Annotated in this window: 22 protein-coding genes; 9 read left to right on the top strand and 13 right to left on the bottom strand. The window is 68.8% G+C overall.

The annotated features are described in order from the left end of the window. Positions 1-67: 67 nt before the first annotated feature. Positions 68-1,390, top strand: a complete 1,323-nt coding sequence (fahA, locus tag ACYVKR_RS22585; protein WP_460483239.1) for a fumarylacetoacetase — start codon at positions 68-70, stop codon at positions 1,388-1,390. A 192-nt stretch (positions 1,391-1,582) separates the two neighbouring features. On the opposite strand, the gene ACYVKR_RS22580 is transcribed toward fahA, so the two are convergent. Then, positions 1,583-2,491 (bottom strand): LysR family transcriptional regulator domain-containing protein, encoded by a 909-nt coding sequence (locus ACYVKR_RS22580; protein ID WP_460483238.1) that lies wholly within the window; start codon positions 2,489-2,491, stop codon positions 1,583-1,585. Between the two features lie 134 nt (positions 2,492-2,625). Between ACYVKR_RS22580 and ACYVKR_RS22575 the strand changes: the two genes are divergently transcribed. Further along, positions 2,626-3,495 (top strand): pirin family protein, encoded by an 870-nt coding sequence (locus tag ACYVKR_RS22575; RefSeq protein ID WP_460483237.1) that lies wholly within the window; start codon positions 2,626-2,628, stop codon positions 3,493-3,495. 53 nt (positions 3,496-3,548) lie between these two features. Here ACYVKR_RS22575 and ACYVKR_RS22570 read toward each other — a convergent pair whose 3' ends face one another. Both ACYVKR_RS22570 and ACYVKR_RS22565 read right to left on the bottom strand, forming a co-directional pair. After that, complete coding sequence (locus ACYVKR_RS22570; RefSeq protein WP_460483236.1) at positions 3,549-4,880, bottom strand: MFS transporter; 1,332 nt, start codon at positions 4,878-4,880, stop codon at positions 3,549-3,551. A gap of 161 nt (positions 4,881-5,041) precedes the next feature. Then, positions 5,042-6,685, bottom strand: a complete 1,644-nt coding sequence (locus tag ACYVKR_RS22565) for a GMC family oxidoreductase (protein ID WP_460483235.1) — start codon at positions 6,683-6,685, stop codon at positions 5,042-5,044. Positions 6,686-6,809: 124 nt separating this feature from the next. Between ACYVKR_RS22565 and ACYVKR_RS22560 the strand changes: the two genes are divergently transcribed. Further along, the gene (locus ACYVKR_RS22560) at positions 6,810-7,634 is read left to right on the top strand and encodes an IclR family transcriptional regulator (protein WP_460483234.1); all 825 of its coding nucleotides are present in this window, start codon (positions 6,810-6,812) and stop codon (positions 7,632-7,634) included. Positions 7,635-7,685: 51 nt separating this feature from the next. Further along, complete coding sequence (locus tag ACYVKR_RS22555; RefSeq protein WP_460483233.1) at positions 7,686-9,167, top strand: alpha/beta hydrolase; 1,482 nt, start codon at positions 7,686-7,688, stop codon at positions 9,165-9,167. A 71-nt stretch (positions 9,168-9,238) separates the two neighbouring features. Here ACYVKR_RS22555 and ACYVKR_RS22550 read toward each other — a convergent pair whose 3' ends face one another. The 4 genes from ACYVKR_RS22550 to purE form a co-directional block, all read right to left on the bottom strand. Continuing rightward, the gene (locus ACYVKR_RS22550) at positions 9,239-10,234 is read right to left on the bottom strand and encodes an SGNH/GDSL hydrolase family protein (RefSeq protein ID WP_460483232.1); all 996 of its coding nucleotides are present in this window, start codon (positions 10,232-10,234) and stop codon (positions 9,239-9,241) included. An 80-nt stretch (positions 10,235-10,314) separates the two neighbouring features. Further along, complete coding sequence (locus ACYVKR_RS22545; protein WP_460483231.1) at positions 10,315-11,310, bottom strand: L-threonylcarbamoyladenylate synthase; 996 nt, start codon at positions 11,308-11,310, stop codon at positions 10,315-10,317. 2 nt (positions 11,311-11,312) lie between these two features. Continuing rightward, a complete protein-coding gene (locus ACYVKR_RS22540) occupies positions 11,313-12,491 on the bottom strand; it encodes a 5-(carboxyamino)imidazole ribonucleotide synthase (protein WP_460483230.1) in 1,179 nt (392 codons plus the stop codon). Continuing rightward, complete coding sequence (gene purE, locus ACYVKR_RS22535; RefSeq protein WP_460483229.1) at positions 12,488-12,985, bottom strand: 5-(carboxyamino)imidazole ribonucleotide mutase; 498 nt, start codon at positions 12,983-12,985, stop codon at positions 12,488-12,490. Before purE ends, ACYVKR_RS22540 begins: the two co-directional genes overlap by 4 nt. A 103-nt stretch (positions 12,986-13,088) precedes the next feature. Between purE and trxA the strand changes: the two genes are divergently transcribed. The 3 genes from trxA (at position 13,089) to ACYVKR_RS22520 (ending at position 16,764) form a co-directional block, all read left to right on the top strand. After that, positions 13,089-14,045, top strand: a complete 957-nt coding sequence (gene trxA / locus ACYVKR_RS22530) for a thioredoxin (protein ID WP_460483228.1) — start codon at positions 13,089-13,091, stop codon at positions 14,043-14,045. A 137-nt stretch (positions 14,046-14,182) separates the two neighbouring features. After that, on the top strand, positions 14,183-15,073 hold the full coding sequence (locus ACYVKR_RS22525) for a DUF6882 domain-containing protein (protein WP_460483227.1): 891 nt from the start codon (positions 14,183-14,185) through the stop codon (positions 15,071-15,073). 323 nt (positions 15,074-15,396) lie between these two features. Beyond that, a complete protein-coding gene (locus ACYVKR_RS22520) occupies positions 15,397-16,764 on the top strand; it encodes an Ig-like domain-containing protein (protein WP_460483226.1) in 1,368 nt (455 codons plus the stop codon). A 1-nt stretch (position 16,765) separates the two neighbouring features. Here ACYVKR_RS22520 and ACYVKR_RS22515 read toward each other — a convergent pair whose 3' ends face one another. The 5 genes from ACYVKR_RS22515 to ACYVKR_RS22495 form a co-directional block, all read right to left on the bottom strand. Continuing rightward, positions 16,766-17,491 carry an LrgB family protein gene (locus tag ACYVKR_RS22515; protein ID WP_460483225.1) on the bottom strand — a complete coding sequence of 242 codons (726 nt, stop codon included), beginning with the start codon at positions 17,489-17,491 and terminating at the stop codon, positions 16,766-16,768. Beyond that, positions 17,484-17,855 (bottom strand): CidA/LrgA family protein, encoded by a 372-nt coding sequence (locus tag ACYVKR_RS22510; RefSeq protein WP_460483224.1) that lies wholly within the window; start codon positions 17,853-17,855, stop codon positions 17,484-17,486. Before ACYVKR_RS22510 ends, ACYVKR_RS22515 begins: the two co-directional genes overlap by 8 nt. Positions 17,856-17,859: 4 nt before the next feature. Continuing rightward, positions 17,860-19,365 carry an FAD-binding oxidoreductase gene (locus ACYVKR_RS22505; protein WP_460483223.1) on the bottom strand — a complete coding sequence of 502 codons (1,506 nt, stop codon included), beginning with the start codon at positions 19,363-19,365 and terminating at the stop codon, positions 17,860-17,862. Between the two features lie 195 nt (positions 19,366-19,560). Next, positions 19,561-20,478 carry a LysR family transcriptional regulator gene (locus ACYVKR_RS22500; RefSeq protein ID WP_460483222.1) on the bottom strand — a complete coding sequence of 306 codons (918 nt, stop codon included), beginning with the start codon at positions 20,476-20,478 and terminating at the stop codon, positions 19,561-19,563. A gap of 10 nt (positions 20,479-20,488) precedes the next feature. Then, positions 20,489-21,172: a response regulator transcription factor gene (locus ACYVKR_RS22495; protein ID WP_460483263.1), complete on the bottom strand. Its 684-nt coding sequence runs from the start codon at positions 21,170-21,172 to the stop codon at positions 20,489-20,491. A gap of 61 nt (positions 21,173-21,233) precedes the next feature. Between ACYVKR_RS22495 and ACYVKR_RS22490 the strand changes: the two genes are divergently transcribed. Together ACYVKR_RS22490 and ACYVKR_RS22485 are read left to right on the top strand one after the other, a co-directional pair. Continuing rightward, positions 21,234-23,195, top strand: coding sequence for a sensor histidine kinase (locus ACYVKR_RS22490; protein WP_460483221.1), 1,962 nt, complete (start codon positions 21,234-21,236; stop codon positions 23,193-23,195). Positions 23,196-23,267: 72 nt separating this feature from the next. Continuing rightward, complete coding sequence (locus tag ACYVKR_RS22485; RefSeq protein ID WP_460483220.1) at positions 23,268-23,585, top strand: hypothetical protein; 318 nt, start codon at positions 23,268-23,270, stop codon at positions 23,583-23,585. 59 nt (positions 23,586-23,644) lie between these two features. On the opposite strand, the gene purU is transcribed toward ACYVKR_RS22485, so the two are convergent. Beyond that, positions 23,645-24,490, bottom strand: coding sequence for a formyltetrahydrofolate deformylase (purU, locus tag ACYVKR_RS22480; RefSeq protein ID WP_460483219.1), 846 nt, complete (start codon positions 24,488-24,490; stop codon positions 23,645-23,647). Positions 24,491-24,615: the final 125 nt, after the last annotated feature.

The raw sequence follows: 24,615 nt of genomic DNA, 5'->3' as shown, positions 1-24,615 counted from the left end.
GCTATTAAATTAATAGCTTCTAGCGCTCATGGATAGGGCGCTGGCGGCCAATTTGACTGGAAAAAGCATGACAGCTCTGAACGAAACCCACGACGCCAGCCTGCAAAGCTGGGTGGCCAGCGCCCAGCAGGCCGGCACCGACTTCCCGCTGCAGAACCTGCCCTTCGGCAGCTTCCGCCGCCAGGGCAGCGGCGAGGCCTTCCGCGGCGGCGTCGCCATCGGCGACCAGATCCTCGACCTGGCCGCGCTCGCCGCCACCGGCACGCTGCAGGGCGATGCCGCCGCTGCCGCCCAGGCCGGCGCCGCGCCCAAACTCAACGCGCTGATGGCGCTGGGCCCCAAGGCCTGGAGCGCACTGCGCCTGGCGCTGTCGCGCGGCCTGCGCGCAGGCGCGGCCGAGCAGGCGGCCTGGCAGGCCTGCCTGGTGCCGCAGGGGCAGGCCGAATACGCCGTGCCGGCGCAGATCGGCGACTACACCGACTTCTACACCTCCATCCACCACGCCACCAACATCGGCAAGCAGTTCCGCCCGGACAACCCGCTGCTGCCCAACTACCAGTGGGTACCCATCGGCTACCACGGCCGCTCCTCCAGCATCGTCGTCTCGGGCCAGGCCTTCAAGCGCCCCGTGGGCCAGACCAAGGCGCCCGACGCCGCCGCGCCCAGCCTCGGCCCCTGCAAGCGCCTGGACATCGAGCTGGAGTTGGGCGTGTTCATCGGCACCGGCAACGCGCTGAGCGAGCCGGTGGCCATGGCGGACGCCGAAGACCACGTGTTCGGCATCTGCCTGCTCAACGACTGGTCGGCGCGCGACATCCAGGCCTGGGAATACCAGCCGCTCGGCCCCTTCCTGTCGAAGAACTTCGCCTCCACCGTCTCGCCGTGGATCGTGACGCTCGAGGCGCTGGCGCCGTACCGCACTGCCTTCGCCCACCCGGCCGCCGACCCGCAGCCGCTGCCCTATCTGCAAAGCACCGCCAACAGCGCCGAAGGCGCGTTCGACATCCAGCTCGCCTTCGACCTGCAGACGCCCCGCATGCGCGCAGCCGGCCAGGGCTACGCCACCGTGGCGCAGACCAGCTACCGCCACGCCTACTGGACGGTGGCGCAGATGGTGGCGCACCACACGGTCAACGGCTGCAACCTGCAGCCCGGCGACTTCATGGGCTCCGGCACCCTGTCCGGCCCCACGCTGGACCAGGCCTGTGCGCTGATCGAGTTGACCTTGGGGGGCAAGAAGCCGGTTGAATTACCGGATGGCGAACAGCGCACCTACCTGGAAGACGGCGACTCGGTGGTGCTGCGCGGCTGGTGCGAAAAGCCCGGTTTTGCACGCCTCGGCTTCGGCATCTGCGAGGGAACGGTGCTGCCGGCGCGCCCCTTGAACTAGGGACAAGGCGTTAGAAAAGCAACAACATTCCGCAGGATTCAACAAAATGCTGCGGGATCAGATACAATCGATGCGCCGAAAGGCAAAAACCTCCAGCGATTAGAAAAGTTGAGTCACCAAGCGCGATGTCCACGACATCGCGCTTTTTTTGTCTGGAGCCGTGTCGCCATGTAAATTCCGGCCGGCCGCCGTTTAGCAGGACGGCAGCTTGGAGAATTCCTCGGCCAGGTGGTCGATCAGCGAGCGCACCGCCGGCAGCATGCCCCGGCGCGACGGGAAGACCACATGCACCGCGTCCTTGCGCGGCAGCCAATCCGGCAGCAACTGCACCAGCCGCCCCGATAGCACCTGCTCGTGCACCATGATGCTGGGCAGCAGCACCGCCCCCACGCCGGCCAGCGCCGCGCTGCGCAGCGCCATGATGTCGGTGGTCACCAGCCGGGGCTGGTGCGTGACGCTGAACTGCCCCTGGCTGGCATGGGTCAGCTGCCAGGCGAACGATTGCTCGGGCGTGCCGTGCCACAGCGTGGGCCAGGCGGCGATATCCTGCGGGGCCTGTGGCATGCCATGCTGGCGCAGCAGCAGCGGGCTGGCGACCAGGTAGGTCGAATGCTCCTGCAGGATGCGCGTGGCCAGGTCGCTGTCGGCCAGCGGCAGCGGGCGTACGCGGATGGCCAGGTCCAGCCCTTCGGCGATCACGTCCACGCGGCGGTTGGTGGCTTCGAGTTGCACGGTCACCTCGGGGTTGCGCACCAGGTAGTCGGTCAGCATGGATTCCACCAGCGTGTGCAGCAGCGCCACCGGGCAGCTCAGCCGCACCACGCCGCGCGGCTGGGCGCGCACGGTGTCTATGCTCATCTGCGCAGCCTCGGCCTCCACCAGCATGGCCTTGCAGTGCTGGTAGTAGGTCTGGCCCAGCTCGGTGACGGTGAAGCGCCGCGTCGAGCGCTGCACCAGCCGCACGCCCAGGCGCTCTTCGAGCAGCGCCAGGCGCCGGCTGAGCTTGGACTTGGGCATGCCCAGCGCGCGGCCCGCGGGCGCGATGCCGCCATGGTCCACCACTTGCACGAAGTAGTACAGATCGTTCAGGTCCTGCTGCATGGAGAGGTCTTGGTTTTGTTGTTCAAAAAATGGAACGATGCATCAAGATTTTGCCGGCTACCGCGCCCAGTGTTCAATACCCATAATAGTTCCATGGCGGCTGAAGATGCCGCTCCAACCTTCAGGAGCTGGTGATGAAGAAAGTATTGCAAGTGCAGAGCGCCCCCCGGCAGCACTGGGTGGGCGATGGCTTTCCGGTGCGGTCCCTGTTTTCGTACCAGGACCACGGCAAGGAGCTGAGCCCGTTCCTGCTACTGGACTTCGCCGGGCCGCAGGAGTTCCCGCCCACCGTGGCTCCGCGTGGCGTCGGCCAGCATCCGCACCGCGGCTTCGAGACCGTGACCATCGTCTATGACGGCGAGGTGGCGCACCGTGACTCGACCGGCCAGGGCGGGGTGATCGGCCCCGGCGACGTGCAGTGGATGACGGCGGGCGCCGGCATCCTCCACGAGGAGTTCCATTCGCCCGCCTTCACCGAGCAGGGCGGCCTGCTGAAGATGGTGCAGCTGTGGGTGAACCTTCCGGCCAAGGACAAGATGGCGCCCGCCGGCTACCAGGCCATCACCAATGGCCAGATCCCGGTGGTGGATCTGCCCGGCGGTGCCGGCGTGGCGCGGTTGATCGCCGGCAGCTATGGCGGCCAGACCGGGCCGGCCCGCACCTTCACGCCGATGAACGTATGGGACCTGCGCATCCGCGCCGGCCAGACGGCCCGCCTGGAGCTGCCCTCGGGCTGGAGCACGGCGCTGGTGGTGCTGGACGGCACGGTGCAGGTCGGCGGCAGCGCCGTGGCCCGCGAGTCGCAGCTGGTGGTGCTGGATGCCGAAGGCAGCTCGGTGGAGATCGAGGCCAACAACGACGCCACCGTGCTGTTGCTGAGCGGCGAGCCCATCGCCGAGCCCATCGTGGGCTACGGGCCGTTCGTCATGAACACGCAGCAGCAGATCGTGGATGCGGTGAATGACTTCAACAGCGGCAAGTTCGGGCGCATGGGCGCTGCTTGATGCAGAAAAAAAGCCGCTCCCCCGGGAGCGGCTTTTTTTCTGGGTGCAGATGCTCAGGTGCGGGCCGGTTGCATCTGCGCCGGGGCCCGTGTGCGGGCCTGGTCCCTGCCGATCAGCGCCGCGCACCAGGCGGAAACCATGCCGGCAAACAGCACATAGGCGCAGATCAGCCAGGGCTGGCCGCCATTGGCCTTGAGCAGCGCCGTCGCGATGAGGGGCGTGATGCCGGAGGCGAAGATGCCCGAGAACTGGTAGACGAACGAGATCCCGGTGTAGCGCACCTTGGCATCGAACAGGTCGCAGAACAGCGCGGCCTCCGGCGCATAGACCATCGCGTAGAGGATGCCGAACGGCACGATGGTCGCTATCCAGATCAGCAGCATGTTGCCGTTGCTGGTGCTCATCAGCCAGAACGCGGGGAAGGAGACGAGGCCGGTCAGGATCGAGCCCCACAGGTACATGCGGGCACGGCCCATCTTGTCGGACAGCTTGCCGAAGATCGGGATGCTGAAGCACATCACGACGGCGGCCACCATCACGCCGATCAGCGCCTCGGAGCGCGAGATCTTCACCGTGTTGGTGAGGTAGGTGATGGAGAACACCCCGAAGATGTTGAAGAACACGCCGTCGATATAGCGTGCGCCCATGCCCTTGACCACGTTGCCGGGAAAGCGCCGCAGCATGTCCATGAACGGGATCGCGGTCTCCGCATTGCGCGCCTTGATCGCGGCGAACTCGGGCGTCTCCTTCACATGCAGGCGGATGAACATGCCCACGGCCACCATCAGGCCCGAGAGCAGGAAGGCGACGCGCCAGCCCCAGGCCATGAACTGTTCATCGGTGAGCAGCCACGACAGCAGGCCGACCACGCCCGAGGCCATGAACAGGCCCAGCGCCAGGCCGATCTGCGGCAGCGAGGCGTAGAAGCCGCGTTTTTCCGGCGGCGCGTATTCATAGGCCATCAGCACGGCACCACCCCATTCGCCGCCCAGGCCTATGCCCTGCGCCACGCGCAGGAGCAGCAGCAGGATGGGCGCACCGACGCCGATCTGTGCATAGGTGGGCACGAGGCCGATGAGGAAGGTGGCGACGCCCATGATCATCAGCGTCATCACCAGCATGCTCTTGCGGCCGATCTTGTCGCCGAAGTGGCCGAAGATCACGCCGCCCAGCGGGCGCGTCACGAAGCCGACCGCGAACGTGGTGTAGGCCAGCAGCGTGGAGATGAGCGGATCGTCGCTGGGAAAGTAGAGCTTGTTGAAGACGATGCCCGCCACCACGCCATACAGGAAGAAGTCGTACCACTCGATGGTGGCGCCGACGATGGCCGAGGTGACCACCTTGCGGATGACACGCGGGTCCGTGCCTGGGGAAGTGCTTGCCATTTCTTGGTCTCCGGTGAAGGCCACAGGGGAAAGCGGCGCATGCAGCGGCCCGTCCCTCGGATGTCGGGACGCGCGGAGCCGCGGCGGTCACTTTGCTGTCGCCGTTGCTGTTGCTCTTGGGAAATTCATCCGGGATGCATGTCCCGGTGCGGTGGCCGGCCTCAGGCCGCCGCAGCCTGCCTTGCGTCTTCGCGAATCATGTCGGCCGCCTTCTCGGCCATCATCACGACAGGCGCATTCGTATTGCCCGACACGAGTGTGGGCATGACAGAGCAATCCACGACGCGGATGCCCTTCACGCCATGCACACGCAGTCTCGGGTCGACCACGGCCATGGCGTCGCGGCCCATGCGGCAGGTGCCGCTGGGATGGAAAATCGTCGCGCCGTTGTTGCGGCAGAACTCCAGCAGCTCGTCATAGGATTGCGCCTCGCGCCCCGGCTTCACCTCGCGCTTGACATAGGGCGCCATCGCGCGCGATGCGGCGATGGCGCGCGCGGCGCGCACCGCCGCCACGTTGGTGTCGCGGTCGAGCTGGGTGTCCAGGTAGTGGGGCTGCATGCTGGGCGGCTGCAGCGGATCGCGCGATCGGATGCGCACATAGCCGCGCGACTCGGGTCGCAGCTGGCACACCGACATCGTGAAGCCCGAATACGGGTGCACCTTGCCGCCCGCCATGTCGGCCGACAGCGTGGCGACGTGGAACTGGATGTCGGGCGTCTGCGTGACGGGCCGGCCCTCGGCATCGCGCAGCGCATGCATGAAGCAGCCGCCCTGGTTGATGCCCACGGCCAGCGGGCCAGAACGGTGCAGCAGCCACTCCAGTCCGAGCTTGGCCTGGCCGAACAGCGAATTGAGCTGGTCGTTGGTGGTGATGGGCTTGGTGCATTCGAAGCCCAGGCGGATCTGCAGGTGGTCCTGCAGGTTCTCGCCCACGCCGGGCAGCTCGTGGGCCACGGGCACGCCCAGATCCTCCAGCAGCTGGCGCGGGCCGATGCCCGAGAGCTGCAGCAGCTGCGGCGACTGGATGGCGCCGGCGCACAGAACCACCTCGCAACCGGCCATGGCCGACCGGTCCTGGCCGTGCTGCCGGTAGTGCACGCCCACCACGCGCTTGCCGCGTAGCGCCAGTGCCGTGGCCTGCGCGTCGGTCTCGATGTGCAGATTGGGGCGGCGCTTGGCGTCGGTGAGGTAGGCCTTGGCCGTGCTGCAGCGCAGGCCGTTGTGCGTGGTGAGCTGGTAGTAGCCCGCGCCTTCCTGCTGCGCACCGTTGAAGTCGTCGGTGCGCGGCACGCCGGATTCCTCGGCGCCGGCGATGAAGGCCTCGATCAGCTCGTGCTTGGCGCCGATATCGGAGACCTGCAGCGGCCCGCGGCCGCCATGGAACGGGCTGTCGCCGCGCTCGTTGCCCTCGGACTTGATGAAGTAGGGCAGCACGTCGCGGAAGGCCCAGCCCTCGTTGCCCAGCGCGGCCCAGTGGTCGTAGTCCTCGGCCTGGCCGCGGATGTAGATCAGGCCGTTGATGGAGCTGGAGCCGCCCAGCGTCTTGCCGCGCGGCCAGTAGATGCGGCGGCCGTTCATGTTGGGATCGGGGTCGGTCTCGAACTTCCAGTTGTAGACCGGGCTCCACATCGTCTTGCCGTAGCCGATGGGCAGGTGGATCCAGGGCGAGCGGTCGGGCGGCCCCGCCTCCAGCAGCAACACCTGGTTGCGCGGGTCCTCGCTCAGCCGGGCCGCGAGCACACAGCCCGCCGAGCCGGCGCCGACCACGATGTAGTCGTAGGTTTTTGCACTGTCCGAAGCCATGGGTCTCCTTTTTTGTTCCGTTGAATGGAACTATTTGTTCCTTTTAATGGAACTTTATTCCAAATGCCGGGCCGTACAATGGGAAAAAACCCGTGGTACCAGACACACCTGGACCTATAGAACCATGACGATTCGCAAGCCGCTCGCCACCGCCAGGAGGGCCCATCCAGGCACCCCGGCGCCAGCTGATTCCGACACCAGCGGCGAGCCGGTTTCCGTCTCGGAGCGGGCGCTGTCCGTGCTGGATTTCGTCGCCGCATCGGGGCGCGTGGGCTTGATGGATGTGGCGGGAGCGCTCGGGCTGCCCAAGGCCACCGCTTCGCGCATGTGCAGCCAGCTGGAGGCGCAGCACTGGCTCAGCCGCGATGTGGCGGACCGCAGCTTCTCGCCAGGCCCGCGCCTGCTGAAGATGGCACTGGCCACGCTGGAGCGCGACCCGCGCCGCGAACTGCGTCACCAGGTGCTTGCCGAGCTGGTCGGGGAGATCGACGAGACCTGCAACCTCACCGTGCTCGACGGCCTGCAGGTGCGCTACCTCGACCGGGTGGAAACGCACTGGCCGCTGCGCACGCAGCTGGAGGCTGGTTCGCATGTGCCGCTGCACGCCACGGCCAGCGGCAAGATGTACCTGGCGCTGATGCCTGCCGACAAGCGCGCCGCGGTGCTGCAGCACGCGCACTTTGCGCAGCTCACCGAATTCACGCTGACGCAGCCCGAGGCGCTCGAAAAAGCCTGTGCGCAGATCCGCATCGATGGCTATTCCGCCGACATCGAGGAATTCATGCTCGGCCTGATCGGCATGGCCGTGCCCATCCTGGACGACAAGGGCGAATGCCGCGCTACCATGGCCCTGCACGCACCCACGGCGCGCATGAAGCCCAAGGATGCGCTGGCCGCGCTGCCCGCGCTGCGCCGGGCGGCAGAGCGTGTGCGGCCGCTGCTGTTCTGACGCCGGCCCGCAGCCAGCCTAGATTGATCCCCCAAGACCAAGGAGACCTGCATGCGTCGCAATACCGTCTGCACCGCCGTGGCGCTGGCCATGGCCAGCCTGCTGTCGGCCTGCGGGGGCCGAGGCGGCCTGGGCGATCGGGAGCGGGGTGGCGAGCTGCTCAACCAGCCCGCCACGCCGCTGGCCGTGGTCACGGGCGAGCAACTGGCGCAGACGCTGTCGGCCACGGACTCGGGCCGTGCGCTGCTGCAATTGGCCTCGAAGCCGCGCTGCGGCATCCGCTTCCACAAGATCGAGTACCGCACCGTGGGGGCGAAGGGCGAGGCCACGAATGCCACCGGCGCGCTGATGCTGCCGCAGGGCGACGATCCGGCCTGCCAGGGCGCCCGCCCCACGCTGCTGTATGCGCACGGCACCGCGGCCGACCGCAGCTTCGATATCTCCAACCCATTGAACAAGGCCAACCCTGGTGCGGGCGAAGGCATGATCCTGGCGGCCTTTTTCGCCGCGCAAGGCTACCGCGTGGTGGCGCCCAACTATGCCGGCTACGACCAGTCGCGCCTGGGCTACCACCCCTACCTGCATGCCGACCAGTCGGCCCGGGACATGCGCGATGCCCTCCGGGCCGCGCGCACCGCGATGAACCAGTTGGGCGAGGCTGCGGGCGGCGCACTGCTGCTCTCGGGCTATTCGCAGGGCGGCCATGTGGCTATGGCCACGCAGCGGGCGCTGCAGCAGGCGGGCGAGAAGGTGGCGGCAGCGGCGCCGCTGTCCGGCCCGTATGCGCTGGCCGCGTTCGGCGATGCCATCTTCTCGGGCCGGGTGAACGCCGGCGCCACCGTGTTCACGCCGCTGGTCGTCGAGAGCTACCAGCGCGCCTACGGCAACCTCTACCAGGCACCGGCGCAGCTGTTTGCGGGCCGCTATGCGGACTCGGTGCCGGGCCTGCTGCCATCGGCCACGCCGGTGGCTACGCTGGTGCAGCAGGGCCGGCTGCCGGCCTCCGCGCTGTTCAGCACCGAGGCACCGGCGCAGCAGTACCAGGCGCTGACGCCGCCCACCACGCCGCCCGAGCTGGCGCCGCTGTTCGCGCGGGGCTTCGGCAGCGACCACCTGATCACCAATGCCGTGCGGCGGGCCTTCCTGGATGACCTGGCCCAGAACCCGGCCGCGCCGCAGAACCCGCTGCGCCAGGCGCTGGCGCGCAACGACCTGCGCAACTGGAAGCCCTCCAGCCCCATGCTGCTGTGCGGTGGCGCGGGCGACCCGACGGTGTTCTACGGCGCCAATACCACGGCCATGCTGGACTATTGGAAGGACCTGGGCTCGGGCCTCGTGACCGCGCTGGACCTGGAGGCCGCGGCCACCGGTGCGAACGATGCGTTTGCCGTCGAGAAAGCCGGCTTCCGGGCGGCCAAGGCGCAGGCGCAGCAGTCCGGCGGCGCGGCCGGCGTGACCGCGGCCTACCACGGCGGCCTGGTGCCGCCGTTCTGCGTCTCGGCGGCACGCAGGTTCTTCGCCGCCCATCTGTAGCCATCGCCGCGGCGGGCGGCCAAGAAAAAACCGCCTGTCGAGGCGGTTTTTTGCGGCAGCCCGGAGTGGGCTTACCAGTTGGCCTTGATGCGGTTGTAGACGCGGTCGCCCACCACCACATGCGCTTCCGGCGTGTAGTTCAGCGGGTCGGCAAACACATAGGCCGACAGCGTGGCGCCGGGGATCAGCGTGCTGTCGTTGCACAGCAGCGAGTTGATCTGGTTCAGGCCGATGCCCAGGCCGTTGCTGGCATCGACCGAGGTGCAGACCGGCTCGGTGTTCTTGCTGAAACCGGAGCCTGGCGTGCCACCCAGTTCGCCCGAAATCGAGTTGAAGAAGCCCTGCAGGTCGACGAACAGCACCTTGGTGCCGGAGTATTTGCCCACGGCCAGCTGCACGGTCTGGTTGAACTTGGTGACCGCGGTTTCCAGCACGTCGCTGGGCTTGGTGGTGGCGGTGGGGTAGATGTTGTTCAACTGGGCGGCCCACAGCGAACGGCCCACGTTGGGCGACTGCGACACCAGCACGTGCGGCGCACCGGCATTCACCAGGCGGTCGACCTGGCCGGCCAGTTGCTCGGCCGCGGTCACCATGTCGGCGGTGAACTGCTCCTGCGTCTTGGTGCCTGCCAGGTATTCGTTCATGCCGGCGACGATATCGCTCTGGCCGCCGCCGATGAAGACGAAGTCGGTGGAGGTGAAGCCGCCGCCGGCCAGGTAGGCATCGACCTGCTGGGTGACGGAAGGCGCGTTGGTCACGCCGGTGGCGTCCGCCAGGCTCACGCGGGCATTGCCCCGGGCGTAGCCGGCGCCGCCGGCATTGGCTGCGGCCACGCTGATGCCGTAGCGGTCGGCCACTTCGGCGATCCAGTTGTTGATGCTGCCGTTGTTGACCGAATAGCGCGAGCCGGAAGGCCCCTGGCCCAGGTCGCTCACCGTGTCGCCGAAGCTGATGATGCGGGTGGGTGTCACCGAGTCCGCCGTCGAGCTGCCGCCGCAGGCCGCCAGCAGCGTGGCGGAGGCGCAGGCCGCGATTGCAAAGGTTCGGCGCATCCAGGTTGCTGCCATATTCATCTCCAGATCCATGAAAGTAGGTGGGTAGTGTAGCGACTGCCCGCGCGGCTTCTGGTAAACACGTGCATCCGGTGTCAAGCTGCCGCAGCGCGTTGCAACCGATCGTAAACCCCTTCCCAGTCGGGGCTGCCCGGCGGTGTCTCGATCCAGATGAGCTTGACGCCCAGGGCATCGAGGTCGCGCAGCGTGCCGAACAGCTCGCGGGCCGCGGCCAGCGCGTCGCCGGGCATGGTGCGCTGCACGATGTGGCGCGAGGCCGTGGTGAGCGGCGCGCGGTGGTACAGCGCGATGTGCCGGGCGTCCGGGCCCAGTACGTCCAGCGCCGACTGCAACTGCTTCGCATCCATCAGCCGCACCTTGGCATTGGGCGCATAGTGAGCCAAAAGTGTTCCTGAGGCACGCGGGGTATGCGCGGGCAGCTCTTCTTTCGAGAGCGGTCGCAGGCCGCAGGCGCGCTCGATGTCGGCACGCGTGATGGCGCCGGGGCGCAGCAGCACGGGCATGCCGCGCGTGCAGTCGACGATGGTCGACTCGATGCCCACGGCGCAGGCGCCGCCATCGAGCACCAGCAGGTCGTCGCCGAACTCGGCCGCCACGTGCTGCGCCGTGGTGGGGCTGACGCGGCCGAACTTGTTGGCGCTGGGCGCCGAGACGCCCCAGACCGGCGGCGCGAGCCGCTGGCAGGCCGCCAGCACCGCATGCGCCACCGGGTGCGCGGGGCAGCGCAGGCCCACGCTGTCCTGCCCGCCGGTCGAGGCCACGGCGGCCTGCGCGAGGCGCGGCAGGATGACGGTGAGCGGGCCGGGCCAGAAGGCATCGATCAGCTGCTGCGCGAACAGCGGCACCTCCTTGGCGTAGCGCGTGATGGCGGCGCTGTCGGCCACGTGCACGATCAGCGGGTGGTTGCTGGGGCGGCCCTTGGCGGCAAAGATCTGCGCCACGGCGGCGTCGTTGTCGGCATCGGCCGCGAGGCCGTAGACGGTCTCGGTCGGCAGGCCCAGCAGTTCGCCGCGTGCGAGCGCCTCGGCGGCGGCCTGTACCGATGCGGGCTGGTTTCCGTCCAGGACCATCGTCAGAACGCGGCGATGCCGAGGATTTCGGCGGCGCGCAGCGCGGTGGCGCGCACCTGCTCCACGGTGGCGCCGGTGACGTTGAGGTGGCCCATCTTGCGGCCGCGCTTGGCGTCGCGCTTGCCGTACAGGTGCAGGTGGCAGCCGGGCAGCGCGAGCACCTGGTCCCAGGCCGGGGCCACGGGCTGGTCGCTCTCCTTGCCGTCACGGGCGAACCACAGGTCGCCCAGCAGGTTGAGCATGATGGACGGGCTGTGCTGGCGCGGCTGCGTCAGCGGCAGGCCGGTCATGCAGCGCACCTGCAGCTCGAACTGCGAGACGTCGCAGGCGTTCTGGCTGTAGTGGCCGCTGTTGTGCGGGCGCGGCGCGATCTCATTGACCACGAGCATGCCGTCCTGCAGCACGAAGAACTCCACGCACAGCACGCCCACGTAGTCAAGGCCGTCTGCTACCGATTTTGCAGCTGCCAGCGCTTGTTCCACCTGGGCTGCAGGCAGATTTCCTTCATAAACCTCGGTCACGGCCAGGATGCCGTCGCGGTGCAGGTTGCGCTGCACCGGCAGGTTGACGATGCTGCCATCGCGGCCGCGCGCGACGATGACCGAGCACTCGTGCGCCAGCGGCAGCATCTTTTCGAGCACGCAGGCCACGCGGCCCAGCTGCTGCCAGGCGGTGGCCAGCTCGGCGGCGTCCTTCACGCGCACCTGGCCCTTGCCGTCGTAGCCCATGCGCGCGGTCTTCAGGATGCCGGGCAAGAGGCTCGGGCTCACGGCCGCCAGCTGTGCCTCGGTCTCGATCACCGCATAGGGCGCGCAGGGCACGCCGCAGCGCACGAAATGCGCCTTCTCGGCCGCGCGGTCCTGCGCGATGGAGACGGCGCTGCCGGCGGGCGACACCGGCATGTGCGCCGCCAGCTGGTTCAGCGACGCGGCGGGCACGTTCTCGAACTCGGTGGTCACGGCCGCGCACAGGCGGCGCAGGGCTTCGAGGCCCTCGCGGTCTTCGTAGCCGGTGCGGATGTGGTGGTGGCTGACGAGGCCGGCCGGGCTGGTCGGGTCGGCGTCGAGCACCGCGGTGAAGTAGCCCATGGCCTGGGCCGACTGCACGAACATGCGGCCGAGCTGGCCGCCGCCCAGCACGCCGAGCGTGGCGCCGGGCAGGATGGTGGCGGGCGCGCTCATGCGGACACCGGCGGAAGCGTCATCGCGCGCGCGGCGGCGGTCTGCTCGGCGCGGAAGGCCTCGAGCTTGCTGCGCAGCGCCGGGTCGGCATTGGCCAGCAGCGCCACGGCGAACAGCGCCGCGTTGGCCGCGCCGGCCGCGCCGATCGCGAAGGTGGCCACCGGCACGCCCTTGGGCATCTGCACGATGGAGTGCAGCGAATCCACGCCCTGCAGGTGGCGGCTGGCCACCGGCACGCCCAGCACGGGCACCGTGGTCTTGGCGGCGATCATGCCCGGCAGGTGGGCCGCGCCGCCCGCGCCGGCGATGATGGCCTGCAGGCCGCGGCCCGCGGCGGCTTCGGCATAGGCGAACATGTCGTCGGGCATGCGGTGCGCCGAAACGACCTGCGCTTCGTGGGAGATGCCGAATTGCTGGAGAATCGCTACCGCGTGCTGCATGGTGTCCCAGTCGCTGCTGGAACCCATGACCACGCCAATCTGGATGGGTGTCATAGATGATGTTGCTTGCGGGATCAGGCAACGTGCCATATCCACCGCCAAACTAGAATTTTACTTTTGCAGCGAAGCTGCCCGCCTCTACTGGGATTTTTGCGACATGATCGACGTCACCATTCAGAATTTCGAAGCCGAAGTGATCCACGCCTCGATGGAGGTGCCGGTGCTGGTGGACTTCTGGGCGCCGTGGTGCGGCCCCTGCAAGACCCTGGGGCCGATACTGGAGAAGCTCGAGCTCGAATACGCCGGCCGCTTCAAGCTGGTGAAGATCGACTCCGACCAGGAGCAGCAGCTCGCCTCCATGTTCGGCATCCGCAGCATCCCGACCTGCGTGATGATGGTGGGCGGCAAGCCGGTGGACGGCTTCATGGGCGTCCAGCCCGAGGGCCAGCTGCGCGCCTTCCTCGACAAGCACGTGCCCAGCGAGGGCGCGCTGCAGGCCGAGGAGCAGGCCGACGAAGCCCAGCAGCTGCTGGATGCCGGCGACACCGCGGCCGCGCTGCAGAAACTCGCCGAAGCCCTGGAGGTCGATCCTGCCAACGACGATGCCCGCTACGACTACGCCCGCCTGCTGGTCCAGACCGGTGCGGTGGACGAGGCCGAGGCGCTGATCGCCGAGCCGCTCAGGCGCGTGCAGCGCCCGCTGCGCTTCGAGGCGCTGCAGCAGTGGCTGCTGGCCACGCGCTTCGTGCTGACTGACGAGCGTGGCGACTGGCCCGTCGAGCAGTTCGACGCGCTGATCGCGCAGAACAAGCGCGACTTCGACACCCGTTTCGCCAAGGCCCAGGCGCTGATGGCCGAGGGCCAGTGGCCGGCGTCCATGGATGAGCTGCTCGAGATCATCATGCGCGACAAGGACTGGAACGGCCAGGCCGCGCGCAAGCTCTACGTCGCCATCCTGGAGCTGATGACCCCGCCCAAGCCCAAGGCCGACGCCGCAGCCGCCGGCAAGAGCGCCGGCGGCATCGAGTTGACCGGCAAGGCCGGCAAGCAGGAAGACGAGCTGACCCAGCTGCTCAACGGCTACCGCCGCCGGCTCAGCATGGCGCTGAACTGAGCGGATTCGCGGCGCGGCAGGGTCAACAGCCTGTTGCATCTGCAATAAGGGTGTGTGCGGAGTTGCAGTTGCTCGCGTTCTATACTGGTTCGCAATCACGCCGGCTGTGGCCGGCAGGCAACCAAGGAACCTAGACAATGGGCTTGTGGCAATCCTTGCTCCGCTGGTTCAGGCCATCGGAGCCCCCAACACTGGCGAACACGGCTGCGGCCGCGGCTGACGACCGCGTCGAGCCGGGCACGACCGCCGATCCCCTCGCGGCATTGGACCCGCTGCCGGAACCGGCACCCGCGCAGTCCGAGCTGCCTTTCGACAGCGAGCAACCGGCCGCTGAGGCCCTGGTGGCCGGCTCCGGCTGGGGCAGCGCGCGCCAGCGGCAGATGCTGGCGCTGTACGGCGGCATGGCCTGGGACCGGCAGATCGACTTCGCCGCACTGATCGGCGAGCACGACTGGACGGCCGACGCCGAGGCCGGCACCATCTCGTTCGGCAGCGAGCTGACCTTCCCGATGCAGGTGCTGGGCTCGTTCTCGGCGGTCTCGGGCACCTGGCGCTGGATCTGGGCCAACGAGCAGGCGCAGGTCAGCGAGGACAGCATGGTGGTCGCACGCCAGATGCGCGTGCATGGCGAGCAGGAGGCCATCGCCTTCCTGACCGAGCCGCAGTACCCGCTGGCGCAGCAGGACCTGCACCAGCTCGGCCTCATCGCTTGCGGTGCTGACGAAAGCGCCGGCTACTACCTGGCCGACTACGGCGAAGGCATCATGCTGGTGCTGATCGACCCGGGCCATGGCCTGCCCAAGGCCGAATTCAATCTGGCCCGCGTGCTGAGCGTGGTGCCGCAGGTCATCAGCCAGTACCCGATGAGCCATCGCCTGATGCTGCTGCACTACCTGCAGGCCAAGGGCATGGCGGTGCAGGAGTCGGCGCACGAGATCACCGCCACGCGCGGCAGTGACCGCCTCGTGGCGCAGCTTGATGCGCAGGGCCGCATCGCCAGCCTGAACGGGCAACTGGTGCCCGCCTAGGGCCTGGCCGATATGCTTGGCTCTTGGCCCAGGCCAGAGCCATTCGCGTGCCAGCGCTAGACGGCGCATTCAACAGGCCGCTCTCCCAACTTCACGATTCCCGACAGTCCCGATCAAGGCCGCTTGATCGGCACGCCGCCGTCTTCTCTCGCACGGGTTGGCTCTTGAGCGAGGCAAGGACTGCGCTTGCTTGATTCTTCAGTTTGATTTTTAAATAAAGTTAATAAATCAATTTGAAGTTGATATTAGTAAAAATAAATCATAAATTCGCCAGCCTGTGCAGCCGCATGTCGCGTGTCCTGCAGCAGGTTGGAGCGAAAACAATGAGAACGAAGACTTGGATCTGGGGCTTGTGTGCGGCTTCGGCGATGGGTGCCGCAGCCCATGCGCAAACGTCGGTGGCGGCCAACTCGCAATATTTCACCGGTTGGCAGATGGCCAAGTTCACCGCAACGGTGGCCAAGCCGGTGGCCGGCACGCCGATCAACGCCACGCTGGGTGGCGCGCCGTTCACTATCAATACGCTGGGAGCCACGCCGCGCACCTATGCCACCTGGGGTGGCGGACAAAACGGCGGACTCATGGGCTCCACCGACCTGCCGGCCAATATCGGCCTGCCGACCGATCCCGGCAATGTGTGGGAGCTGGGCGCCGGCGAGATCTCGGTCAAGTTCCCGGCGCCCATGGTGGCGGGCACCACGCTGTTCAGCCACGACTTCGATGGGACGGATGCGGTGGAGTACCGCTTCTACCGCTGCGATGGCTCGCAGGTCGATGCGACTTCGGTGGAGTTCCTGCAGATCGCCACGGCCAACAACCCGGCCCAGACGCCCCCCGTGGCAGGCGCGACGGATTCTTTCTGGAAGCTGGCCAGCGTGGCGAACGTCGCCCTGAACGGCACGACTTCCGGCCTGGTCGTGAAGGCCGCCGACGTCTGCGAGATCCGGACCCGCGAATCCGGCTCCAGCACCGTGGACTTCATGCTGGGCATTCCGCCGGTGCCCGCGCCCGCCAACGATACCGGCAGCACCACCCAGGGCCAGCCGGTCACCATCGACGTGCGGGCCAACGACTCCACTTCCTCTCCGGCGGCGAGCCTTGGCGTTCCCACCATCGTCCAGCAGCCCACCAACGGCAGCGTGGCGGTCGATGGCTCCGGCCAGGTGGTCTATACCCCGAGCCCCGGCTTCACGGGCACCGACACCTTCACCTACCAGGTCTGCATCCAGACGGCGCCGACACAGTGCAAGCAGGCCTCGGTCAGCGTGGGCGTGCTGGGCGCGACGGCAGGTGCCGATTCGGCCACCACCAAGCAGGACGTGCCGGTGACGATTGCCATCCTGGGCAACGATGCCTCCAGCGATCCCGCGAATGCGCCGCTGGCCGGGCCGGCAACCGAGGTGGCTGCCCCCGCCCACGGCCAGGTCGTCTACAACGCCGACGGCACGGCCACCTACACCCCGGCGGCCGGCTTCACGGGAACGGATGCCTTCCAGTACCAGATCTGCACCGCGCAAGGCCCGTATCCGAAGCCGGCCTGCGCGACGGCCCAGGTGACGGTGGTGGTCAGCGCAGTGAAGCCGCTGCCAGGACCGGGCGCCGCCAAGCCGGTGCCGGCGGACAACCCCTGGGCGCTGCTGCTGGCGTCGATGGGCCTGATCGGGCTGGCGGTGCGCCGCGCCAAGCGCTGATTCAGAACCAGCGCGCCACCAGCGGCATTAAGAGCGCGGCCAGCAGTACCTGCAGGCTCAGCGCGAGGCCGGCGTAGGCGCCGGCGTCCGCATTCACCTGCAGCGCCCGCGCGGCGCCCACGCCGTGCGAGGCCGTGCCCAGCGCAAAGCCCCGTGCCATCCAGTCCACGTCGCTGGTGCCCACGCCCAGCAGGCGGAACAAATAGCGTGCCGACAGCGCGCCGATCAGCCCGGTCAGCACCGTGAAGATGGCCGCCAGCGCCGGCACGCCGCCGATCTTCTCGGCCACGCCCATGGCCACCGGCGCGGTGACCGACTTGGGCGCCAGCGAGCGCAGCACCTCGGGCGACAGGCCCACGGCCCAGCCCAGGCTCACGGCGACGATGGCGGCGGTGGCGCCGCCCACCAGGGCCGCGAGCAGGAAGCGGCCCCAGCTGCGCCGCAGCTCGGCGCGCCGCTCCCACAGCGGAAAGCCCAGCGCGACCACCGCCGGGCCGAGCAGGAAGTGGATGAATTGCGCGCCGGCAAAGTAGGTGGGGTAGGGCACCTGCAGGATGAGCAGGCCCGAGCCCAGCGCCAGCACCGACCATAGCACCGGGTTGGCCCAGGGCTCCTGGCCGGCGCGCGCATACAGCGCCTGCGCCAGCACATAGACCACGAGCGTGGCCGTCAGCCCGAACAGCGGCGCGGACGAAAGGTAGACCCAGAGCTGGACGAAATCAGGCATCGGGGGCGTCCTTCGCGGGGGCGGTGTGGTTGCGCATCAGCGCCCGCACCAGCAGCACCGTGACGGCCATGCCGGCCCAGGTGGAGAGCGCGATCACCAGCATCAGCTTGAGCCCATAGTCGCGCAGCAGGTCGAGGTGGGTGATGACGCCCACGCCCACCGGCACGAACAGCAGCGACAGGTGCGACAGCAGGAAGCCCGCGGCGGTCTGCACCGGCTCGCGCACCAGCGGCCAGTGCAGGGCCAGCGCCAGCAGCAGCATGCCGACCACCGGGCCGGGAAAGGGCAGGCCCAGCAGCCGCGCCAGCGCCTCGCCGGCGAGCTGCAGCACCAGCAGCCAGGCCATGCCTTGCAGCGCCTGCATGGGTTCAGAACCTTTCGAGCTCAGGGTGCTTGATCGCCCCGGCGCGCACCAGCATCTTGCCGTACTCGGCACAGCGGTTCAGCGTGGGGATGACCTTGCCGGGGTTGAGCAGGCCCTGCGGATCGAACGCGGCTTTCAGTGCCAGCATCTGCGCGTTTTCCTCGGCCGAGAACTGCACGCACATGCTGTTGAGCTTCTCGACGCCCACGCCGTGCTCGCCGGTGACGGTGCCGCCCATGGCCACGCTGGTCTCCAGGATGTCGGCGCCGAACTTCTCGCAGCGCGCGAGCTGGTCGGGGTCGTTCGCATCGAACAGGATCAGCGGGTGCAGGTTGCCGTCGCCGGCATGGAAGACGTTGGCGCAGCGCAGGCCGTAGGTCTTCTCCATGTCCTGGATGGCGAGCAGGATGTCGGCCAGGCGCTTGCGCGGGATGGTCGAGTCCATGCACATGTAGTCGGGGCTGATGCGGCCGCTGGCGGGGAAGGCGTTCTTGCGCCCGCTCCAGAAGCGCAGGCGCTCTTCCTCGCTGGTGCTCACACTGATGGCGGTGGCGCCGGCGGCGCGCAGCACCTGGCTCATGTGGGCGATCTCTTCTTCAACCTCTTCAGGCGTGCCGTCGCTCTCGCACAGCAGGATGGCCTCGGCCGTGAGGTCGTAGCCGGCGCGCACGAAGTCCTCGACGGCGGCGGTCATGGGTTTGTCCATCATCTCCAGGCCCGCGGGGATGATGCCGGCCGCGATCACCGCGGCCACGGCGTCGCCGGCCTTGCGCACGTCGTCGAAGCTGGCCATGATGCAGCGCGCCAGCTGCGGCTTGGGGATGAGCTTGACGGTGACCTCGGTGGCCACGGCCAGCATGCCCTCGCTGCCGATCACCGCGGCCAGCAGGTCGTAGCCGGGCGCGTCCAGCGCCTCGGAGCCGAACTCGATAGGCTCGCCCTCGATGGTGAAGCCCTTGATCTGCAGCACGTTGTGCACGGTGAGGCCGTACTTGAGGCAGTGCACGCCGCCCGAGTTCTCGGCGATGTTGCCGCCGATGGTGCAGGCGATCTGGCTGCTCGGGTCGGGCGCGTAGTACAGGCCGTGCGGCGCGGCGGCCTCGCTGATGGCGAGGTTGCGCACGCCGCACTGCACGACGGCGGTGCAGGCGGCCGGGTCGATGCGCAGGATCTGGTTGAAGCGCGCCATCGACAGCGTGACGCCCAGCGCCAGCGGCAGCGCGCTGCCCGACAGCCCGGTGCCGGCGCCGCGCGCCACCACCGGCGCACCGATGGAGTGGCAGGCGCGCAGCACGGCCTGCACCTGCTCGTAGGTCTCGGGCAGGGCAACGACCAGCGGGCGCTGGCGGTAGGCGGTGAGGCCGTCGCATTCGTAAGGCACGGTGTCTTCGTCGTGCCACAGCAGGGCATGCTCGGGCAGGTGCTTGCGCAGCGCGGCCACCACTTCGCGCTGGCGCGCGGCGCGGTCGACGGCAGGCGCCGTGGCGGGGGATTCGGCGATGGAGGACATGGCCCCAACTGTACCGCCATTGGCGCCGGCCCCGGCGCGCCGCGCCCGTGAGAGTTTTTGCGGGCGGGGCGTGAATCGGCTGCAACCGGTGGCGGGTTCTGTCAAAAATGAGAGCTGCTGGCGCTTGCTATACAAGGTTTATCGATATGAATGGCATTGAAGCCATTGCACACCAAGCGCGAGAAGCTATGGTTTTTAGCGCATGGCCTGCTGCAGCCACTGCGCGAAGGCGCTGCACTCCCAGCGGTCCATGGTGCCGGTGTGCCAGCACAGGTAGTGCGCGTGCGGGCTGAGCGCGCTCTTGTCGTACAGGCGCACGAGCTTGCCTTCGTCCAGCCAGGGCGCGCCGAGCTTGAGGCGGATCAGCGCGATGCCCATGCCGGCGGCGGCGGCATCGCACATCAGGCCCACGTCGTTGAACTGCGAGCCCTCGTGCGGCTCGGGCCAGAGCAGGCCGCAGGCGGCGAACCAGGTGCGCCAGGGGTCGAGCGCGCTGCGCAGCAGCGGCAGCTCGGCGATGTCGTCGAACGACTCGAACGGCCCGTGCTCGCGCACGAAGGCGGGCGAGGCCATGGGCGTGACCTCGTCGCGCGCGAGCTCGAGGTGCTCCACGTCGGCGTAGCGGCCGGCGCCGTAGCGCACCATCAGGTCGGCGTCCTCGGCAATCACGTCGAGCAGCGGGATGGCGACGTGCAGCGACAGGTCGATCTCGGGGTAGGCATCGGTGAACTGGCGCAGCCGCGGGATGAGGATGGCGCGCGCGAAGGTGGGCGTGACGGCGATCTTCAGCCGCCGCTTGCCGGGCAGCGTGGCCGAGCCGGGAAAGCGCTGCAGCGAGTCCAGCCCCTCGCGCACATGGGCCAGGTAGGCGTGGCCCTCGGTGGTGAGCGAGAAGTCGGCGCGGCCGAAGAGCCGCACGCCCAGCACCTGCTCGAGTTGGCGGATGCGGTGGCTGACGGCGCTGGGCGTGACGCACAGCTCGTCGGCGGTCTGCGTCACGCTGCGCAGCCGCGCCAGCGCCTCGAAGGTCAGCAGGCACTGGATGGGCGGGATGCGCCGCGCGAGGCTGCTGGCGGGCGTTACGGGGGCGGGCTTGCCGGGTGGGGTGGACATGGCGGCGGGTTCAATCGGCGATGGTGGCCGGCAGGTAGAAGCTGTAGCCGGTGTTGCGCAGGGTCTTGACCGGCAGCTCCTGGCCGCTGGCCTCCAGCACTTTGCGGCGCAGGCGGCGCATCTGGGTGTCGAGGCGGCGCTGGTCGTAGTCGAGGTAGTCGGCGCCCAGCGCCTCGACGATGCGGCGCCGGCTGACCTGGGCGCCGGCCTCGCGCATCAGGCACTGCAGCACCTGCAGGTCCTGCTGCGACAGCGGCACCGGCGGCGCGCCGGGCGCCAGCAGGCGGCGCGGGCCCAGCTCGAGCCGCCACTGGGGCTGGCGCTGCTGCAGGCCCAGGCGGCGCGCCAGCGCGGCCAGCGTGGCTTCCAGCTCGTCCAGGTCGCAGCCCTTGCCCAGGTAGTGGTCGGCGCCGGCGGCCAGGCCGCGCACGCGGTCGGCGCTGGTGCTGCGCGCGCTGAACACCACGATGCCCAGATGCTGCCCATGGCTGCGCAGGCGCTGGATGAGCTGCAGGCCGTCGCCGTCGGGCAGGCCGATGTCGATGATGGCCAGGCGGTGGAGGGTGGGGTCGAACCGGCGCTCGAACTCCGCCAGGCTGGCGGTGGCGCAGGGCGTGTAGCCCAGCGTGCCCAGGAAATCGCCCAGCTCTTCGAGCAGCACGGGCTCGTCTTCGAGCAGGATGACGTGCGGCATGGGGGAGGGCAGGCGTTCCGAGTTACGCTCGCTGTCTGCCATGGATCCCGAACCATCAACCATGCGCCATTATTGCGCAACCCCGCTGCTGATCCGCCTGCTGGTGCTGCTCGCCTGGGTCTGGCCGCTGCTGGCCGGCGCGCAGGTGCTGCGGCTGGACGGCGAGGAGCCGATGCAGGCCACGGCAGGCCATCTGCAGCGGCTGGACGACCCCTCGCGCGGCTGGAGCGCCGCGCAGGCGGCCGAGGCGCCGGGCTGGCAGGCGCTGCCCGGCCACCTGAACGCGGGCTTCACCACGTCGGCCGTCTGGCTGCGCCTGCCGCTCGAGGTGGCCCAGCCCGGCGACTGGGTGCTGGTGCTCAGCAATGCGCTGCTGGACGACGTGCAGGTCTACGCGCGCCGACAGGAGGGCGGCTGGCGGTTGCTCGGGCGTAGCGGCGAGGATGTGCCGCGCCGCGCCTGGCCGGTGGACTACCGCAGCCCCGCCATCGTGTTCGACGCCGACACCGCCGGCGCGCACGAGCTGTTGGTGCGGCTGGAGTCCAAGAACGCGATCGCGCTGCGGCTCGATGTGTGGCAGCGCCTGGACTTTGACAACCACACGCGGCGCCAGGCCCTGGTCTTCGGCCTGTACTTCGGCGTGTACCTGCTGCTGATCTGCGTGCACGGCGTGTTCTGGTGGGCCACGCGCGCGGCGCTGAGCGGGCTGTTCCTGGCCTATGTCAGCAGCTGCGTGCTCAACGCCGTGCTGTGGCTGGGCCTGCTGCAGCAGCTGACGGGCATGCCCGTGGCCTGGAGCGACCGGCTGCTGGCCCTGGGCCTGTGCAGCGCCGTGGCGGTGGGCGTGCAGCTGGCCTGCCGGCAGCTCGCGCTGGCGCGGCGCTATCCGCACGCCGTGCCCGTGCTGGTGCGCAGCGTGTGGCTGTTCTGCATCGCCTGCGCCCTGGCGGCCCTGCTGCTGCGCTATGCCTGGGGCATCGTGCCGCTGCAGATGGTGTTCATGGCGCTGATGCTGGGCTTCCTGGGCCTGGCGCTGTGGCTGTGGCTGCGCCGCGGCCACCGGCCGGCGGGCTTCTTCCTGGTGGCGTTCGGCATCTTCGATGCCTGCGTGTTGGTGGCATTCCTGCGCAACCTGGGCGTGGTGCCGCTGCTGGCCGTGGTGTCCGAGCAGCTGGTGGCCAACGCCGCGGCGCTGGGCACGCTGGCGCACATGCTGCTGCTGAGCGTGTGGATCATCGGCGGGCACGAGCTGCGGCGCCAGGCGCGCGAGCGCCAGCAGGTGCAGCTCGAGGCCGAGCTGGCCCAGCGCCAGCGGCGCGAGAGCGAACTGAGCGAGGCGCTGGCGCTGGAGCGGCGCGTGCACCAGGAGCAGCGCGAGTTCGTGGCCATGGTGTCGCACGAGTTCCGCACGCCGCTGGCCATCATCACCACCTCGGCCCAGCAGCTGGGGCGCAATCTCGACGCGCCGCCCGAGAAGCAGCTGGCGCGCAGCCGCCACATCCGCGAGGCCGCGCAGCGCCTGCTGGCGCTGCTGGACGACTACCTGAGCGACGACCGGCTGCGGGCCTCGCTGTCCGAGCCGCAGCTCGTGGACTGCGACCTGCGCGCGCTGGCCGCCGAGCTGTGCGAGGGCTTTGCGCCCGGCCGCGTGGCCTGCGATTTCGGCGCGGGCGCCGACCGCCTGATGAGCGATGCCGGCCTGCTGAAGATCGCGCTGCGCAACCTGCTGGCCAATGCCGACCGCCATGCGCCCGCGGGCGCGGTGGTGCAGCTGCGCACGGCGCGCGCCGGGGCCGGGCTGCACATCGAGATCGCCAACCCGGCGCCGCGCATCGCGCCCGAGGACCAAACCCAGCTGTTCGACAAGTACTACCGCGGCCAGAACGCCCGCCACCAGCCGGGCGCGGGGCTGGGCCTGTACCTGGTGCGGCGCATCGCCGAGCGGTTGGGCGGCAGCGTGGCGCTGGCGGCCGCGGGCGGCGACGAGCCGGTGTGCCTGCGGCTGGTGTTGCCAATACGGTAATGCTCAGATTTGCTCAGATTCGGGGCGCCGGTTTGTCGCTACAGTCGATTGACAGATTTTTTCAATCGATTCATGCGGCATTTTTTCGTCCTGTGCCTGTGGGGCGCGGCCACTCTGGGGGCCAGCGCGCAGGCTCACGATCTTTCCAACTGCAGCCCCGCGACGGCGCAGCACTGCCAGGCCAGCACCACGGTGGCCGTGGTGCAGCTCGCCGATGCCTGCGCGGCCGGCGGTTGCAAGGTGGTGTCGGACAGCCCGGTGCGGGAGATGTCCGCCACCGCGATGCCCGAAGGATCGCCCGCGCCGAGCTGGGCCGACTACGGCAAGTTCCTGCTCGGCGGCGTGTTGGCGATCGGGCTGGTCAGCCTGCTGGGCCGCAGGCTGTATTGAGCTTTTAATATCAAAAAGATAGCTGCTAGCGCTTGTTGGACAAGCGCTAGAGGTCTTTTTTACTTGAAAACCACCGTCTTGTGCCCGTTCATCAGCACCCGGTGCTCCGAGTGCCACTTGACGGCGCGGGCCAGCACCTGGCTCTCGGTGTCCTGGCCGCGGGCGGTCAGGTCCTCGACGGTGTCGGTGTGGTCGGCGCGGGCCACGTCCTGCTCGATGATCGGGCCTTCGTCGAGGTCGGCCGTCACGTAGTGGGCGGTGGCGCCGATCAGCTTCACGCCGCGGTCGTGGGCCTGGTAGTAGGGCTTGGCGCCCTTGAAGCTGGGCAGGAAGCTGTGGTGGATGTTGATGGCGCGGCCCGAGAGCTTGCTGCACATGTCGTTGGACAGCACCTGCATGTAGCGCGCCAGCACCACCAGCTCGGCGCCCTCGGCCTGGATGATCTCGTACTGCTTGGCCTCGGCCTGGGCCTTGGTGGCCGCGGTGACCGGGATGTGGTGGAACGGGATGTTGTAGCTGGCCGCGAGCTGGTAAAAGTCGCGGTGGTTGCTGATGATGGCCCGGATGTCGATCGGCAGCAGGCCGCTCTTGAAGCGGAACAGCAGGTCGTTCAGGCAGTGGCCCTGGCGGCTGACCAGCAGCACGGTCTTCATCGCCTCGCTGGCGGGGTGCAGCTGCCAGCGCATCTCGTAGGGCGCGGCGAAGGCGGCGAGGTCGGTGCGCAACGAGGCGCAGTCGGCGTCGCAGGCAAAGCGCACGCGCATGAAGAACAGGCCGGTGGCCGGGTCGTTGAACTGCGCGGCCTCTTCGATGTTGCCGCCGTTGTCGAGCAAAAAGCCGGAAACCGCGTGCACCAGCCCCAGGCGGTCGGGGCACGAAAGCGTCAGAATGAATGCGTTGGTCATAAGCGCGCCATTGTCGCAGCTTGGGGACGGCCGCGCGGGCTGCGGCTCTTTCCCAAAGGGCATGGGGCGGCCAGGGTCTTTGTTCTCTGCGGGGCTTGATCAGGGGCAACACGCCGGCAGGCGGA

Source organism: Comamonas humi (assembly GCF_054782535.1).
Note: the sequence above shows the minus strand (reverse complement) of the source record. Positions and strands in the feature narration are given on the sequence as shown.

Coding starts and splice junctions, on each gene's coding strand:
- ACYVKR_RS22515 (WP_460483225.1), bottom strand. CDS start 17,491: ATGCCTGATTTCGTCCAGCTCTGGGTCTACCTTTCGTCCGCGCCGCTG.
- ACYVKR_RS22565 (WP_460483235.1), bottom strand. CDS start 6,685: ATGGCTTCGGACAGTGCAAAAACCTACGACTACATCGTGGTCGGCGCC.
- trxA (WP_460483228.1), top strand. CDS start 13,089: ATGATCGACGTCACCATTCAGAATTTCGAAGCCGAAGTGATCCACGCC.
- ACYVKR_RS22500 (WP_460483222.1), bottom strand. CDS start 20,478: ATGTCCACCCCACCCGGCAAGCCCGCCCCCGTAACGCCCGCCAGCAGC.
- purE (WP_460483229.1), bottom strand. CDS start 12,985: ATGACACCCATCCAGATTGGCGTGGTCATGGGTTCCAGCAGCGACTGG.
- ACYVKR_RS22510 (WP_460483224.1), bottom strand. CDS start 17,855: ATGCAGGCGCTGCAAGGCATGGCCTGGCTGCTGGTGCTGCAGCTCGCC.
- ACYVKR_RS22560 (WP_460483234.1), top strand. CDS start 6,810: ATGACGATTCGCAAGCCGCTCGCCACCGCCAGGAGGGCCCATCCAGGC.
- ACYVKR_RS22580 (WP_460483238.1), bottom strand. CDS start 2,491: ATGCAGCAGGACCTGAACGATCTGTACTACTTCGTGCAAGTGGTGGAC.
- ACYVKR_RS22555 (WP_460483233.1), top strand. CDS start 7,686: ATGCGTCGCAATACCGTCTGCACCGCCGTGGCGCTGGCCATGGCCAGC.
- ACYVKR_RS22520 (WP_460483226.1), top strand. CDS start 15,397: ATGAGAACGAAGACTTGGATCTGGGGCTTGTGTGCGGCTTCGGCGATG.
- ACYVKR_RS22540 (WP_460483230.1), bottom strand. CDS start 12,491: ATGAGCGCGCCCGCCACCATCCTGCCCGGCGCCACGCTCGGCGTGCTG.
- ACYVKR_RS22550 (WP_460483232.1), bottom strand. CDS start 10,234: ATGGCAGCAACCTGGATGCGCCGAACCTTTGCAATCGCGGCCTGCGCC.
- fahA (WP_460483239.1), top strand. CDS start 68: ATGACAGCTCTGAACGAAACCCACGACGCCAGCCTGCAAAGCTGGGTG.
- ACYVKR_RS22575 (WP_460483237.1), top strand. CDS start 2,626: ATGAAGAAAGTATTGCAAGTGCAGAGCGCCCCCCGGCAGCACTGGGTG.
- ACYVKR_RS22545 (WP_460483231.1), bottom strand. CDS start 11,310: ATGGTCCTGGACGGAAACCAGCCCGCATCGGTACAGGCCGCCGCCGAG.
- ACYVKR_RS22525 (WP_460483227.1), top strand. CDS start 14,183: ATGGGCTTGTGGCAATCCTTGCTCCGCTGGTTCAGGCCATCGGAGCCC.
- ACYVKR_RS22505 (WP_460483223.1), bottom strand. CDS start 19,365: ATGTCCTCCATCGCCGAATCCCCCGCCACGGCGCCTGCCGTCGACCGC.
- ACYVKR_RS22485 (WP_460483220.1), top strand. CDS start 23,268: ATGCGGCATTTTTTCGTCCTGTGCCTGTGGGGCGCGGCCACTCTGGGG.
- ACYVKR_RS22570 (WP_460483236.1), bottom strand. CDS start 4,880: ATGGCAAGCACTTCCCCAGGCACGGACCCGCGTGTCATCCGCAAGGTG.
- purU (WP_460483219.1), bottom strand. CDS start 24,490: ATGACCAACGCATTCATTCTGACGCTTTCGTGCCCCGACCGCCTGGGG.
- ACYVKR_RS22490 (WP_460483221.1), top strand. CDS start 21,234: ATGCGCCATTATTGCGCAACCCCGCTGCTGATCCGCCTGCTGGTGCTG.
- ACYVKR_RS22495 (WP_460483263.1), bottom strand. CDS start 21,172: ATGCCGCACGTCATCCTGCTCGAAGACGAGCCCGTGCTGCTCGAAGAG.